This is a genomic window from Curvibacter sp. AEP1-3 (genome assembly GCF_002163715.1).
Lineage (GTDB): Bacteria > Pseudomonadota > Gammaproteobacteria > Burkholderiales > Burkholderiaceae_C > Allorhodoferax.
Genome location: NZ_CP015698.1, coordinates 2,801,684 through 2,814,015 on the forward strand (window position 1 = coordinate 2,801,684; position 12,332 = coordinate 2,814,015).

The 12,332-nt window shown below is 57.4% G+C and carries 16 protein-coding genes; 12 read left to right on the top strand and 4 right to left on the bottom strand.

Features of this window, described 5'->3' with window-relative positions:
- The first annotated feature begins 41 nt into the window (after positions 1 to 41).
- From AEP_RS13095 to AEP_RS13140, 10 genes are all read left to right on the top strand, one after another.
- Positions 42 to 728 (top strand): heavy metal response regulator transcription factor, encoded by a 687-nt coding sequence (locus AEP_RS13095; RefSeq protein ID WP_087497330.1) that lies wholly within the window; start codon positions 42 to 44, stop codon positions 726 to 728.
- Positions 725 to 2,131, top strand: a complete 1,407-nt coding sequence (locus AEP_RS13100; RefSeq protein ID WP_087495789.1) for a heavy metal sensor histidine kinase — start codon at positions 725 to 727, stop codon at positions 2,129 to 2,131. The genes AEP_RS13095 and AEP_RS13100 overlap by 4 nt, the downstream gene beginning before the upstream one ends.
- 87 nt (positions 2,132 to 2,218) lie before the next feature.
- Positions 2,219 to 2,572: a cation efflux protein, CzcI family gene (gene czcI / locus AEP_RS21395; RefSeq protein WP_442873368.1), complete on the top strand. Its 354-nt coding sequence runs from the start codon at positions 2,219 to 2,221 to the stop codon at positions 2,570 to 2,572.
- 195 nt (positions 2,573 to 2,767) lie between these two features.
- On the top strand, positions 2,768 to 3,292 hold the full coding sequence (gene lspA, locus AEP_RS13110; protein WP_087495791.1) for a signal peptidase II: 525 nt from the start codon (positions 2,768 to 2,770) through the stop codon (positions 3,290 to 3,292).
- On the top strand, positions 3,289 to 3,705 hold the full coding sequence (locus tag AEP_RS13115) for a disulfide bond formation protein B (RefSeq protein ID WP_087495792.1): 417 nt from the start codon (positions 3,289 to 3,291) through the stop codon (positions 3,703 to 3,705). Before lspA ends, AEP_RS13115 begins: the two co-directional genes overlap by 4 nt.
- Positions 3,702 to 4,358, top strand: a complete 657-nt coding sequence (locus AEP_RS13120; RefSeq protein WP_087495793.1) for a DsbA family protein — start codon at positions 3,702 to 3,704, stop codon at positions 4,356 to 4,358. The genes AEP_RS13115 and AEP_RS13120 overlap by 4 nt, the downstream gene beginning before the upstream one ends.
- A gap of 15 nt (positions 4,359 to 4,373) precedes the next feature.
- On the top strand, positions 4,374 to 5,000 hold the full coding sequence (locus AEP_RS13125; protein WP_087495794.1) for an SCO family protein: 627 nt from the start codon (positions 4,374 to 4,376) through the stop codon (positions 4,998 to 5,000).
- Between the two features lie 71 nt (positions 5,001 to 5,071).
- On the top strand, positions 5,072 to 6,292 hold the full coding sequence (locus AEP_RS13130) for a L,D-transpeptidase family protein (RefSeq protein ID WP_232459826.1): 1,221 nt from the start codon (positions 5,072 to 5,074) through the stop codon (positions 6,290 to 6,292).
- An 81-nt stretch (positions 6,293 to 6,373) separates the two neighbouring features.
- Positions 6,374 to 6,754 carry a DUF3703 domain-containing protein gene (locus AEP_RS13135; protein ID WP_087495796.1) on the top strand — a complete coding sequence of 127 codons (381 nt, stop codon included), beginning with the start codon at positions 6,374 to 6,376 and terminating at the stop codon, positions 6,752 to 6,754.
- A gap of 39 nt (positions 6,755 to 6,793) precedes the next feature.
- Entirely contained in the window at positions 6,794 to 7,234 is a 441-nt protein-coding gene (locus AEP_RS13140) for a copper chaperone PCu(A)C (RefSeq protein WP_087495797.1), read from the top strand.
- Between the two features lie 297 nt (positions 7,235 to 7,531).
- On the opposite strand, the gene motA is transcribed toward AEP_RS13140, so the two are convergent.
- The gene (gene motA, locus AEP_RS13145) at positions 7,532 to 8,389 is read right to left on the bottom strand and encodes a flagellar motor stator protein MotA (RefSeq protein WP_087495798.1); all 858 of its coding nucleotides are present in this window, start codon (positions 8,387 to 8,389) and stop codon (positions 7,532 to 7,534) included.
- A 277-nt stretch (positions 8,390 to 8,666) separates the two neighbouring features.
- Between motA and AEP_RS13150 the strand changes: the two genes are divergently transcribed.
- The gene (locus tag AEP_RS13150; RefSeq protein ID WP_087495799.1) at positions 8,667 to 8,858 is read left to right on the top strand and encodes a hypothetical protein; all 192 of its coding nucleotides are present in this window, start codon (positions 8,667 to 8,669) and stop codon (positions 8,856 to 8,858) included.
- Positions 8,859 to 9,012: 154 nt separating this feature from the next.
- On the opposite strand, the gene AEP_RS21090 is transcribed toward AEP_RS13150, so the two are convergent.
- The 3 genes from AEP_RS21090 to AEP_RS13160 form a co-directional block, all read right to left on the bottom strand.
- Positions 9,013 to 9,180 carry a double zinc ribbon domain-containing protein gene (locus AEP_RS21090; protein ID WP_232460014.1) on the bottom strand — a complete coding sequence of 56 codons (168 nt, stop codon included), beginning with the start codon at positions 9,178 to 9,180 and terminating at the stop codon, positions 9,013 to 9,015.
- A complete protein-coding gene (locus AEP_RS21095) occupies positions 9,141 to 9,302 on the bottom strand; it encodes a hypothetical protein (protein ID WP_232460041.1) in 162 nt (53 codons plus the stop codon). Before AEP_RS21095 ends, AEP_RS21090 begins: the two co-directional genes overlap by 40 nt.
- A 64-nt stretch (positions 9,303 to 9,366) precedes the next feature.
- Complete coding sequence (locus AEP_RS13160) at positions 9,367 to 11,688, bottom strand: heavy metal translocating P-type ATPase (protein ID WP_087495801.1); 2,322 nt, start codon at positions 11,686 to 11,688, stop codon at positions 9,367 to 9,369.
- 75 nt (positions 11,689 to 11,763) lie between these two features.
- Here AEP_RS13160 and cadR point away from each other — a divergent pair, with 75 nt between their 5' ends.
- Complete coding sequence (gene cadR / locus AEP_RS13165; protein WP_087495802.1) at positions 11,764 to 12,195, top strand: Cd(II)/Pb(II)-responsive transcriptional regulator; 432 nt, start codon at positions 11,764 to 11,766, stop codon at positions 12,193 to 12,195.
- The last annotated feature ends 137 nt before the right edge of the window (positions 12,196 to 12,332 follow it).

Genomic DNA, 12,332 nt, shown 5'->3' on the forward strand with positions numbered 1-12,332 from the left:
TACCGCGCAATCGAGGCACACTTGCGCAAAGGACGTTGACTGTGAAGATATTGATCGTCGAAGACGAGCCCAAAACGGGCGAATACCTACGGCAAGGCCTCAAGGAAGCCAGCTTTGTCGTGGACTTGGCGCACAACGGCAACGACGGGCTGCACGCTGCCCTGGAGGGCATGCACGACCTCATCATCCTGGACGTGATGCTGCCGGGCATGAATGGCTGGGAGGTCATGCGCAATTTGCGGCACCAGGGGAACATGGTGCCCGTGATCTTTCTCACGGCCAAGGATCAAGTGGAAGACCGCGTCAAGGGTCTGGAGCTGGGGGCGGATGACTACCTCGTCAAACCGTTTTCCTTCGCGGAACTACTGGCGCGCGTCAGAACCATTCTGCGGCGTGGCAAGTCCGGTGTGGAGGCAACCTCCCTCAAAGTGGCGGATCTGGAGCTCGACCTGCTGCGCAGGCGCGTGAGCCGTGGTGGCAAGCGGATTGACCTCACGTCCAAGGAATTTGGTTTGCTGGAACTCTTGATGCGCCGGCAAGGTGAGGTATTGCCCCGATCCTTGATCGCCTCCCAGGTCTGGGACATGAACTTCGACAGCGATACCAATGTGATTGAGGTCGCCGTGCGCCGGTTGCGCAGCAAGATCGACGATCCGTTTGAACCCAAATTACTCCAGACGGTACGGGGTATGGGTTATGTCCTGGAAATACCAACCACGGCCTCATGACACAGCGCTTTTCACTGACAACGCGGCTCACGCTTTTTTACACCTTGGCATCGGCCACGGTGTTGCTAGGTCTGGGGTGGCTGACCTCGGTGGCCATGAACCGGCACTTCGAGGATCTGGATCGCGCGACGCTGGAAGACAAAATCCACCTGATCCAGGAGGTCAGCGGCAAAGCCACATCCAGGCCAGACCTACAGGCAAACCTCAACGACATTCTGCACAGCCATGAAGGGCTGTTTGTCAGCATCCATCGCAATGGTCAGACCATCTACGCCACCTCCGAACTCAAAATCCCCAACGAAACGGTGAACGTGGGTGAAGATCCGCAAACACAGCCGGTACTGCGTTGGCAAAACGGGGGGCATGAATACCGGGCCTTGGGTGCGCTGCTCCCATCTCCTACGGAAGACTCCGAGGCCATGACGGTGTGGGTCGCGCTGGACACCCAGCACCATGCCCATTTTCAGCGGCAATTCCAGACTACCTTGGTGGCTTACGTGATTTTTGCGACGCTGTTCAGCGGCCTGTTGGGCTGGATTGCAGCCCGTCGCGGCTTGGCACCATTGCGCATCATGAAGAGCCGCGCCCAGGCCGTGACCTCCAACAAAATGGGGGAACGCATGCCGGTGGCGGCGGTGCCGGTAGAGATGGCAGACCTTGCCGTCACCCTGAACGACATGCTGGACCGTCTACAGGAAGACTTTCGCCGGTTGTCGGAGTTTTCGTCAGACTTGGCCCATGAACTCCGCACCCCCATCAGCAACCTGCTGACAGAGACCCAGGTCACGCTGTCCATGGCCAGAACCAACGCGGACTACCAGGACGTGCTGGCCTCCAATTCGGAGGAGCTGCAGCGCCTGGCCCGGATGGTGTCGGACATGCTGTTCTTGGCCAAAACAGAGCATGGTTTGGCGCTACCCAGCCGCGAGCGCATCTCGGTAGCGACAGAGGTCCAGGCACTGTTTGACTTTTACGAGGCCTTGGCTTCAGAAAAAGGGCTGCGGCTGGAGCTGGTGGGAGACGGCAGCATCCATGGAGATCGGCTGATGCTACGTCGCGCACTGAGTAACCTGTTGTACAATGCGTTGCGCTATGCAACCCCGAACTCTGCCGTTGCGATTCACATCCAGACCCATGCTGACAACATCAGCGTGTGCGTGACGAATGAAGGTGTCGACATCAGCCCGGAAATGCAACCACGGCTATTCGACCGTTTCTTCCGCGTCGACAAATCTAGGGCCCACCCTGACAGCGACGGCGCAGGTTTGGGTTTGGCCATTACGCGGGCCATCATGGAGGCTCACGGTGGCCGCATCTCCGTCACGTCCTTGGCTGGACAAACATGTTTTTCCCTAGTATTTCCAGACACTTTCAGTGGGCCAACCAACGTGCCTTCCTCTTAGGGAACTTCACTGCCAAGGTTCACTGGTCAACGCAACAGCCAACCTTCAATGCAAAGGCTTAAATATGAAGCTACTACAATGTTGCCCATGCGCAAATGGCTTGCCGTTTTCTTGTTGTTGGTAATTCCGATGCAGTTCACATGGGCGGCAACGAGTGCCTATTGCCTGCATGAAACAGGTATTGCCACAAAGCATCTCGGGCACCATGGCCATCAACACCAGGCGAAAGCGGGCGAGCTATCTCAATCTGAGAAGCCAAAGTCCAAGGGTTTCGATCTGGACTGTGGCAATTGCCATGCGGGTTGCTCCTTGGCAGTGGCTACCGCTGTAGGTAACTCAGTGCTCCTGGGCATTGGTGTTATTGAGCCAAGCGCTGACCGCGTCTTGGCTTCACTTCCGCTCAAAGCTCCAGATCGCCCTCAGTGGCTCTCCCGGTCTTAACCGGGGGTTAGCTTTCGTTTGGGTGGTTGGCCAGTCGCCTGTTGGCACTGGCGCTAGCAATCCTCGCAAAGCGCATTCAATACCCCGCCGCAGTGCGTCCTCGCACTGCTGGTTGGCGTACTTCAATCTAGGCGCGCCGAATGCATTGGCCCAGCTCACAAGGCTGGGAATACCAACATTCCTGGAACCGTTCCTATGCCTTCAATCGGGCTATTCCGATACCCGCGCCTGGTCTGGCTCTTGTTTGTCGCGCTACTGATAGCGGCAGATCAACTTGCCAAGACTTACTTTGCCAACACCATTCCGCTGGGATCTGGGGTCGAAGTTACCAGTTGGTTCAACCTCGTCCACATTCTCAACACCGGCGCTGCCTTCTCGATCCTGGCGGATGCCGGTGGCTGGCAACGGTACTTCTTCATTGTCATCGCGGCCGTGGTGGTCATTGGGGGCACCTTTGCCTCGCTGATGCGCAGAACAGATCCGTTTGAACGCAAGGTGGGCGCGCTTGTTGTGGCCGGTGGAGGTGGAAATCTCATCGATCGCATCCAGTCAGGTGCGGTGGTCGACTTTTTGGATGTGCACTGGCGAGGACTGCATTGGCCAGCATTCAATCTGGCGGACATCTTTGTCGTGGCGGCTGTAGGGGCCTGGCTACTCCTGAGCCTCAAGGTGCAGTTTCCAGCGAAGCCCAACAAGCAGGTACCGGAGATTGGGGCATGAAGACGCCATGGCGTGTACTGCTCCTGGCCTGGATCGTCTCCGTCATTGCGACCCTAGGTGCGCTCTTCATTGGCGAGGTCATGTTGATGATGCCGTGCACTCTGTGTTGGTACCAGCGGATTTGCATGTTCCCCATGGCCATCATCCTCGGTATAGGTTGCTTCAACGATGACCGCCGCAGTGCGGTCTATGCAATGCCATTTGCCATCGTCGGCAGTGGCATTGCGGCATACCACTGCCTGCTCGTTGCGGACTTGATACCCAAGACCTGGATTCCTTGTAGTGCTGGCGTCTCGTGCGCCGACCAGGAACTGGCCATCCTCGGGGGGCTGCAGATCCCCTGGCTCTCACTCGCAGCTTTTCTGACCATCCTGGTCTTGCTTATTCACTATTTCAAGAAAACATCCAAATGAACTCCAAAAAAATCACTGTTTCCGTGTTGGTTGCAGTCGTACTGAGCTTTTTCGCCTTTGGCATGTACTCCTATCAACAGCGGGTTAATAACTCACAACAAGACAAGGCCAGCCAGGCAGCGCAGCGCTTGGTCCGCATGCATTCCCCAGTCTTGGGGCCGGTAAATGCGCCGGTCAAGATCGTCGAGTTCTTTGACCCGGCTTGCGAGACCTGCCGGGAGTTCTATCCCATCGTCAAAGGACTGCTGAAAAAGTACCCCAACGACGTACGGTTGGTGGTGCGCTACGCGCCGTTTCATAGGAATTCAGACCTCGTGGTCAAGATGCTGGAGGCATCTAAGCTTCAGGGGAAGTACTGGGAAGTCCTGGATGCTGTTTTGGCCGACCAACCTCAATGGGCATCCCATAGTGAGCCCAATTTGTACGTTGCATACCAGTCGGCTGTCCGGGTCGGCGTAGACCTCAATAAGGCCCTGTTTGATGCCCAGTCCCCTGCGGTGACCGCAGCGCTCAAACAGGATGTTGAAGACTTGACTGCGCTGGAGGTGACCAAGACGCCCACGTTTTTTGTGAACGGCAGAAGCTTGCCCAGCTTTGGTGCTGCTCAGTTGGAGTCTTTGGTGGCAGAAGAAGTCGCCAAGTTCAAGAAGTAAGCGGAGCTCTGCGCCATGGACACCCACATTCCACACTTCAGCCCCATTCGCCGTAGCTTTTGCGCTACTGCGGCCTTGGGTATCGCAACTGGATTCGCTTTGAACGGATGCTCACCCCAGCCACCCAAGTTCGAGAGCACCGACATCACCGGTGCGGACTATGCCAAGGACTTTCGTCTCATGGACCACGGCGGAAACATAAGGAGCCTGGCTGACTTCCGCGACAAGATCGTAGTGATCTTCTTTGGTTTCACCCAATGCCCGGACGTCTGTCCGACCTCCATGAGCACGATGTCTGGCGTCAATGAACTTCTGGGAGATCTTGGCAATCGGCTGCAGGTGCTGTTCATTACGGTGGACCCCGAGCGGGACACGCCGCGCTTGCTCAGCGAATACATGCGGAACTTTGACCCGACCTTTCTGGCCCTGCGGCCTGAACCAGCTCAACTCCAAGGACTGGCTGACTCCTTCAAGGTGTACTACCGCAAGGTCCCTGGCAAAACGCCCACCTCGTACACCATGGACCATTCGGCCGGTAAGTACATCTTCGACACCACTGGCAAGGTGCGCCTCTTTTCCAGCTACGGCACAGAGGCCAAAGTCATTGCAAGTGACATCAAGAAGCTTCTTGCCTACAAGTAATGCCGGAGACGTGGATGGATACGAAAGAACAGCCCTGGGCTAGGCCCCCGCGCCGAACCCGACTACTGCACATGTCTGCTGCCCTTTGCCTGGTGATGGGCATCAGCACAGAGGCACTTGGTACAACTGACAAGAAAGTGAAACCCAAGCCGAAAGTTGCCGCGCGGGTTGTACAGCCTCGTGATGGCCTGGCAGAGGCTCGACTGATTGAGGTGTATCGCGAGATTGGGAATGCCAATACCCAGGAAGCGTTGAAGCTGGCCACCTCATTGGTGGCCGACTATCCCCATTTCCAACTGGCGCAGTTGGTGCTGGGCGATCTGCTCTCAGCACGGTCACGTCCCATCCAAGGCATAGGGGATGTGCCTGCTGATCTTGCCCAAGCTGGCGCAAAGAATCTGCAGGCACTCCGAGCGGAGTCTCAACTGCGCATTGCGGCCATCAAGGAGCCGCCTCCCGCCGATCGGATTCCAGCTCAGTTCGTTGCATTGGCAAAGCGCAACAAGCACGCCATCGCGGTGGACACGGCCAAAGCGCGTCTCTACCTGTTCGAAAACACCGAAGCAGGCCCTCGGCTACTGGCCAACTACTACATATCCGTGGGTAAGGCGGGTGTCGGGAAGAACGTGGAAGGTGATCAACGCACACCCTTGGGAGCCTATTTCATCACCAGCAATCTGGACCCCACGAGCTTGAAGGACCTGTATGGGTCTGGAGCGCTTCCGGTGAACTACCCCAACGTACTGGACCTGCGCCGTGGGAAGACCGGGGGCGGTATTTGGCTGCATGGCACCCCGTCAACCCAGTTCACCCGCGCACCCCAGGCGACGGATGGTTGTGTGGCCGTGGCCAATCCCGATCTTTTGCGGATCATCAACACCGTCGAGATCCGTACCACGCCCGTGTTGATCGGCAGCAACTTTCGCTGGGTCCAACCATCTCACCTGGGCGCAGAGAAGAAGTCCTTCACAGAAACGCTCCAGTCCTGGGCTCTGGCCAAAAGACCGGGGCGCGAGGCAGACCTGATGCGGTTTTACGCCAATGACTTCAATGCTGAGGGCAAGGACTTGGCTCGATTCAGTTCCTCACTGCGTTCGGAGATCGTGCAGCGGGGTGATCGCCCCGTGGAACTCAAAGACGTTTCACTGATTCGCTGGACGGACGAGGCGGACACCATGATCGCAACCTTTGACGAACTGGCGGCCGGCGAAAAGACCGGCCGTACCGTGCGCCAGTATTGGCAGTGGCGAAGCAATGCCTGGAAGATCATCTACGAAGGCGTGATCGGATAGCCCCAATTGAAAATCGATTGACTCTGTAGTTGCTACAGGTTGAACAATCTATGCCGATGATTTCATCGGAACTCTCCAGCCATGCCAATACCAGCCAATAGCAACTTCTACAGTACAGACACCTACCTTTGCCTGATCGAGCGCTTCCGGGGTGCCAACCATGAGCCAGATGGACAGCGCTGGCTGCTGCTGGAAGCCGCCCATATCGTGGGACAGACACGCTTCGTTGCGCACTTGCAAGTGCATTGTTTGATGCTCTCGCTGGCCTGGGAAAAACGCATGCCGAAGGAAGTCCTGGGGCAGCTTTTTAGAATTGCACTAGTTCCCTTGGGTCATCTGCTCCGGCGCCTGCCCATTGGCAACTCTGGCCGCGCGGATATCAGTGCATTCAGGGCAATGGATCCCTCAACCGAGGTACACCGAGTCATTGCCGCTGCACGGGCTACAAATTTTTCCCGTTGATAGGCCTTGCATGATTTACTTCAGGTTAGAGGCTGATCAATGAAATTGCTTCGAAAAATTGCGCTATTGATTCTTGTCGAAGCGTGCTTTGTGACGGCTCGGGCCCAAGTCGTCGCCACCGAAGCCTGGGCTCGCCCCAGCGAATCCAATGAAAAGTCCACGCCGGTCTATATGCAGCTCTTGTCTCCCAAAGACACCAAGCTCATTTCAGCTCGCTCGTCGTCCGCAGAAGCTGTAGAAGTGCATGGGGCGGCTCTGGACAAGGGCGGTAAGACGGTGCACCCAGTGGTCGATCTTCAATTGCACGCCGGAAAAACTCTGGAGTTCAAACCGGACGGCTACCACTTGATGCTCGTGGACGTTAAGAAACCGATTCGAGCCGGTTTTGAGGTGCAGATCACGCTGATTTTTCAGAGTGCGGATGGTGCACGTGAAGTCGTGTACGTCCATGCCCCTGTCTCATCGAGCAAACCGAAGTAACCGTGTCAGCCTGCGTGTCCAGACGCGATGATCGGACACGCGCCAGAACAGAGGCAATCCAACCCGAGTTAATTTCTTCCGCGCAGGTTCTGGGGGCTCTTCGACTTTCTTGACCCCAACACTATGAGAACCAGCAGGAAGCCAGCGTGAAGCCATGTGTCTGCAGGCGATTCAGATTGAACGATGGCCACCAGTTGCAGCACACCGATCAACACCAGCAAAAGACGGCCACCCATTTGGATGGCAACCTCCCGCTTCGTGGGTTTTGCTCCCGGTGGCAGGCTGTCCAAAACCGTCTTACTTCCTCTTGACATGTGCTTCCAGCTCCGCAAACGTTGGGCGCTCGGTGGAGAACAGAATCTGGCGACCAAACTCTACCGCCGTCGATGGGTTGTAGCCTTGCATGCTGGCCAGCAGGATGGTCTTGATGCACTGCAGCTCTTTGCCGCCTTCCTCAACTTTCTGCTCCAACAGGCCTGCCAAAGGTTCGGCGAAGGCGTAGGCCAGCAAAATTCCGAGGAATGTTCCTACCAGGGCAGAGCCGATCATGCCTCCCAGCACCGCTGGCGGCTGGCCTACTGAGCCCATGGTGTTCACAACCCCCAACACCGCGGCCACAATCCCGAATGCGGGCAGCCCACCCGCAATGCGCTGGATAGCCGCGACGGCCGCATGCGCCTCCACATGGTGGGCTTCAATGGCACCATCCATAATGTTTTCGATCTCGTGGGCGTTCAAGTTGCCCGACACCATCATGCGCAAGTAGTCGGTGACGAACTCCACGACATGATGGTCGGACCCCACATTGGGGTATTTCTTGAAAATCTCTGACTGCTCGGGTTCTTCAACGTCTTTTTCGATGGCCATGAGGCCTTCTTTGCGGGCCTTTTGAAGGAGGTCAAACAGGAGAGCCATCAGCTCCATGTAACGGTCCTTGGTGTACTTGCTGCCTTTGAAGCAAGATGCCAGTCCTTTGATGGTGGCTTTGATGACCTTCATCTGGTTGTTGGCGACAAACGCGCCCACCGTTGCACCGCCGATCGTTATCAGCTCAAACGGCAACGCCTTGAGCACAACGCTGATGTTGCCCCCGTGAATAATGAACACGCCAAACACGCAAGCGATGCAGATAAGCCATCCGACGATTACAAACATTTCAAAATCCTAGTCTGGAGCAAGTGGTGGCAGCGGGGCCGGAGTGCGGACTCGGTCCGTGGAGAGAGGCGCGAAACGCGCCCCATGGGCAATGCAGAAATGCACAGTAGCCCTCGTTAGGGGGCAATCCATCTGTGGCAGTAGAGAGACACGGGGACGGGCGACCTGCGCCGTGTCTAAGGGGACGGATCAAAATCCAAGGCCACTCAGGTGGCGATGGAGCTTGATGTCAGGAGAGGGCTCGCGGAGGCCGAAGAAGTCCAGCCAAAACCGGCGTTTGTCTGGCGACCGCAAGCGCGCCTATGGCGTGCTGAGGGCGAAACACGGACAGTTTTACGGGTTCATCGCCGATGACCGCAGCGATATCGGCGACAGCGCCGACATGGGCATGAGATGCGGTATCAGCCTCGCCCGTTTTGTGAGCCGTTTGATCAACGTGGTGCTGATAAAACGCATGTGGCTCGCCTAGTGTCTGATAGGAGTCTTCCCGCGCGTGCTGTACCAGACTCAAGGAGCTAAGGACTGCCAGTGACTGCCAAAAAATGACAGCCAATAGGAAAAGAGCGCGGTATTTCCCAGACATCGAAGAAATTCTAGCTTCAATTCCCCAATCCCCCGAACTTTCAGCCGCCCGGTTTCCCGCACTGACCGCAGAACCGTGCTCCCACCATGAGAGTGGCCGCACACTGGGTGCAACGGGCGGGCTGCGTGGACTTTCCGCAGGATTGGCAGAACTTGGCATCTGCTGCATTCAGGGTGTTGCAGGCTGCACAGGCGACTCCACCAAGGATTGGAGGCCTATTTCCATAGCTGTCGCCATGGCCACCATGACGTGGCGCGTGGTGCTCCTCCCGATGATGACCATGGTGGTTGCCACCGTGGCCTCCGCCATGGCCGCCAAATAGTCTGTCAAAAAAGCTCATTGCACTGGTTCCGTTCTTTTACCGAGGGATTGTCTGAATCAGGTCATGCAAACTTCACTTACGAAGCAAGCGCAGCCCGTTGCCAACCACCAACAAGCTCGCGCCCACGTCCGCAAAAACGGCCATCCACATCGTGCCCGCTCCCGTGAGGGTCAAGACCAGAAACACGGCCTTGATACCCAGCGCCAAAACAATGTTCTGTATCAGCAGTGCATGCGTGCTGCGCGACAGTCGGACAAAGCGGGGAAGTTTGCGCAAATCGTCGTCCATCAAGGCCACGTCAGCAGTCTCAATCGCGGTGCCGGTGCCGGCCGCGCCCATAGCAAAGCCAACATCTGCACGGGCCAGGGCGGGAGCATCGTTAATGCCATCTCCCACCATGCCGACTGCGCCACCTTGACCGAGCTTGCTTTCGATCACCTTGAGCTTGTCTTCGGGCAACAGATCGCCCCTGGCTTCGTCAATGCCGACCTGGGCGGCAATGGCCTTGGCGGTATGGGCGTTGTCGCCAGTCAGCATGACCGTCTTGATGCCCAAGTCATGCAGTTCAGCGATGGCCTGGCGGCTGCTTTCCTTGACGGTGTCGGCAACGGCGAACATGCCATGCACTTCCTGGTCGTCGGCCAGCAGAATGACGGTCTTGCCTTGCTCTTCCAACACAGACAGGCGGGCTTCCAATGCGTCGGAGCAACGGCCTTGTTCGTGGATGAGGCGGTGATTGCCCAAATAGAAGAGCTTTCCGTCGATGACGCCCTTGGTGCCGCGTCCGGGCAGTGCTTCAAACCCATCCACATTGCGCAAGGCAACGCCATCGCGCTTGGCTGCTTCTGTGATCGCTTTGGATACGGGATGGTCTGAGCGGCCGGCCAGACTCGCGGCAAGACTGCGCAGTTCGGCTTCGTTCATCGCGCTGAGCGTTACAAAATCAGTCTGTGCAGGCTTGCCATGGGTAATGGTGCCCGTCTTGTCCAGTGCCAACCATTTCAGTTTGCGACCATCTTCCAGATAGACGCCACCTTTGATCAGGATGCCTTGGCGTGCCGCGGCGGCCAGGCCACTCACGATAGTGACGGGGGTAGAGATCACCAAAGCACAAGGGCAGGCAATCACCAGCAATACGAGTGCCTTGTAAATCCACGCGAACCAAATGCCGCCCAGCAGGAGCGGCGGCAGAATAGCAACCGCCAAGGCAATGGCAAACACCACCGGGGTGTAGATACGGGCGAATTGGTCCACAAAGCGCTGGGTGGGTGCACGCGCGCCTTGTGCTTCTTCCACTGCGTGGATGATGCGCGCCAGGGTGCTGTCGTTGGCCGCAGCGGTCACCACGTACTCAAACGAACCAGACTCGTTGATCGTGCCGGCAAACACCTGGTCGCCCTCGGTTTTTTCTACGGGGAGGCTTTCCCCGGTGATGGGCGCCTGGTTGATGGTCGAACGGCCGCCGACGATTTTTCCGTCCAGGGCGATGCGTTCGCCCGGCTTGATACGGACGCGAGCATCTACAGCAACCGATTTGGCGGCCAGGTCTTTCCATGAGCCATCGGCTTGCAGCACCGTTGCGGTTTCCGGCGTCAGTTGCATCAATCCACGAATGGCATTGCGGGCCCGGTCCAGCGACTTGGCCTCGATAAGCTCGGCAATGGTGAACAACACCATCACCATGGCGGCCTCCGGCCACTGCCCCAGGAACAACGCGCCAGTGACAGCAATGCTCATCAGCGCATTGATGTTGAGGTTGCCATTGCGGATGGCAATCCAACCCTTCTTGTAGGTCGTGATACCGCATGCGAGGACTGCGACCAAGGCCAGCACAGCTGCCATCCAGGTGGGCAACCCAGACCATTCGACCGCCTCGGAGGCGATTGCAGCAACCCCAGCCAGTGCCAAGGGCCACCAAGGTTTGGAAGGTTCCGGTGCCGGCTCCTCCAGGTCAGTCGCTCCCGTGGCAACTTCCGGGGTAAAGCCCAGGGAGCGCACGGCAGCCAGGATTGACTCCAGCTCTTTAGGCGCATGGGTCACCGTCAAAACCCGCTGCATCAGGTTGAACTCCAGGCCGCTGACACCGGCCATGCCGCCCAACTTCTTGCGCAGGAGCCCCTCTTCAGTGGGGCAGTCCATCTGCATGATGCGGATCGGCGTCTGAACGCCCCCATCACTGGTGGCGGACTTGGTCAGCGGAACGATGGGCTGGACTGCAGGCGCTTCGCTGCCACAGCAGCTCGTCGCGCAAGAACTTGCTTTGACCGGTTCTTTTACCTGGACCAGCGTCGAGGGGCCGCAGCAAGCGTCTTCATCATGGGCGTGGGCATGCGAGCGACCATGATCATGCTTGTGATCGTGGCCATGTGAATCGTGCTTGTGGGAATCGGACATAGGGGCTTTCCATTGAATATGTCCAAATTACACAACCTGTAGTTACTATAGGGTCAAGACATTTCTGGAGTTTTCATGAAAATCGGTGAATTGGCCCAGGTGGCACAGTGCACGGTGGAGACGGTACGGTATTACGAGAAGGCGGGACTCCTGCCTGAGCCCGCCCGTACACCGGGAAACTTTCGGATGTACGGGCCTGAGCATGTCGAACGGCTGCGGTTCATACGCAATTGCCGGGCCCTGGACATGAGCCAGGAAGAAATTCATACGCTGCTGGATCTGGCAGATCAGCTCGCAGACGGGTGTGGTGCCATCAATGCGGTTTTTGACCAGCACATCGCCCACGTCAATGAACGCATTCGCGAGCTCACCCATCTCAAGCAGCAACTGGGAGCCCTTCGCGAGCGCTGTGTCTCGGAACAAGCCGTAGACGCCTGTGGAATCCTGCAAGGCCTTGCTTCGATGGAGACGGAGGCCAAGGTCGAACGCCATACCCATCTGGGCTGAACTCGCCGTTTTGCCCATCCTGCACCATAGTCACAGCCATTTTCCAGATTGCCACCATCGACATGGACATTTCGGCTGTTGATCGTATCCGCCGGGCTGGCCAGTCGTGAACGTCCGCTATCCGGCGGTGAGCCTGA

Coding starts and splice junctions, on each gene's coding strand:
- AEP_RS13125 (WP_087495794.1), top strand. CDS start 4,374: ATGGACACCCACATTCCACACTTCAGCCCCATTCGCCGTAGCTTTTGC.
- AEP_RS13140 (WP_087495797.1), top strand. CDS start 6,794: ATGAAATTGCTTCGAAAAATTGCGCTATTGATTCTTGTCGAAGCGTGC.
- AEP_RS13100 (WP_087495789.1), top strand. CDS start 725: ATGACACAGCGCTTTTCACTGACAACGCGGCTCACGCTTTTTTACACC.
- AEP_RS13130 (WP_232459826.1), top strand. CDS start 5,072: ATGTCTGCTGCCCTTTGCCTGGTGATGGGCATCAGCACAGAGGCACTT.
- cadR (WP_087495802.1), top strand. CDS start 11,764: ATGAAAATCGGTGAATTGGCCCAGGTGGCACAGTGCACGGTGGAGACG.
- AEP_RS13160 (WP_087495801.1), bottom strand. CDS start 11,688: ATGTCCGATTCCCACAAGCACGATTCACATGGCCACGATCACAAGCAT.
- AEP_RS13115 (WP_087495792.1), top strand. CDS start 3,289: ATGAAGACGCCATGGCGTGTACTGCTCCTGGCCTGGATCGTCTCCGTC.
- lspA (WP_087495791.1), top strand. CDS start 2,768: ATGCCTTCAATCGGGCTATTCCGATACCCGCGCCTGGTCTGGCTCTTG.
- czcI (WP_442873368.1), top strand. CDS start 2,219: ATGCGCAAATGGCTTGCCGTTTTCTTGTTGTTGGTAATTCCGATGCAG.
- AEP_RS13135 (WP_087495796.1), top strand. CDS start 6,374: ATGCCAATACCAGCCAATAGCAACTTCTACAGTACAGACACCTACCTT.
- motA (WP_087495798.1), bottom strand. CDS start 8,389: ATGTTTGTAATCGTCGGATGGCTTATCTGCATCGCTTGCGTGTTTGGC.
- AEP_RS13120 (WP_087495793.1), top strand. CDS start 3,702: ATGAACTCCAAAAAAATCACTGTTTCCGTGTTGGTTGCAGTCGTACTG.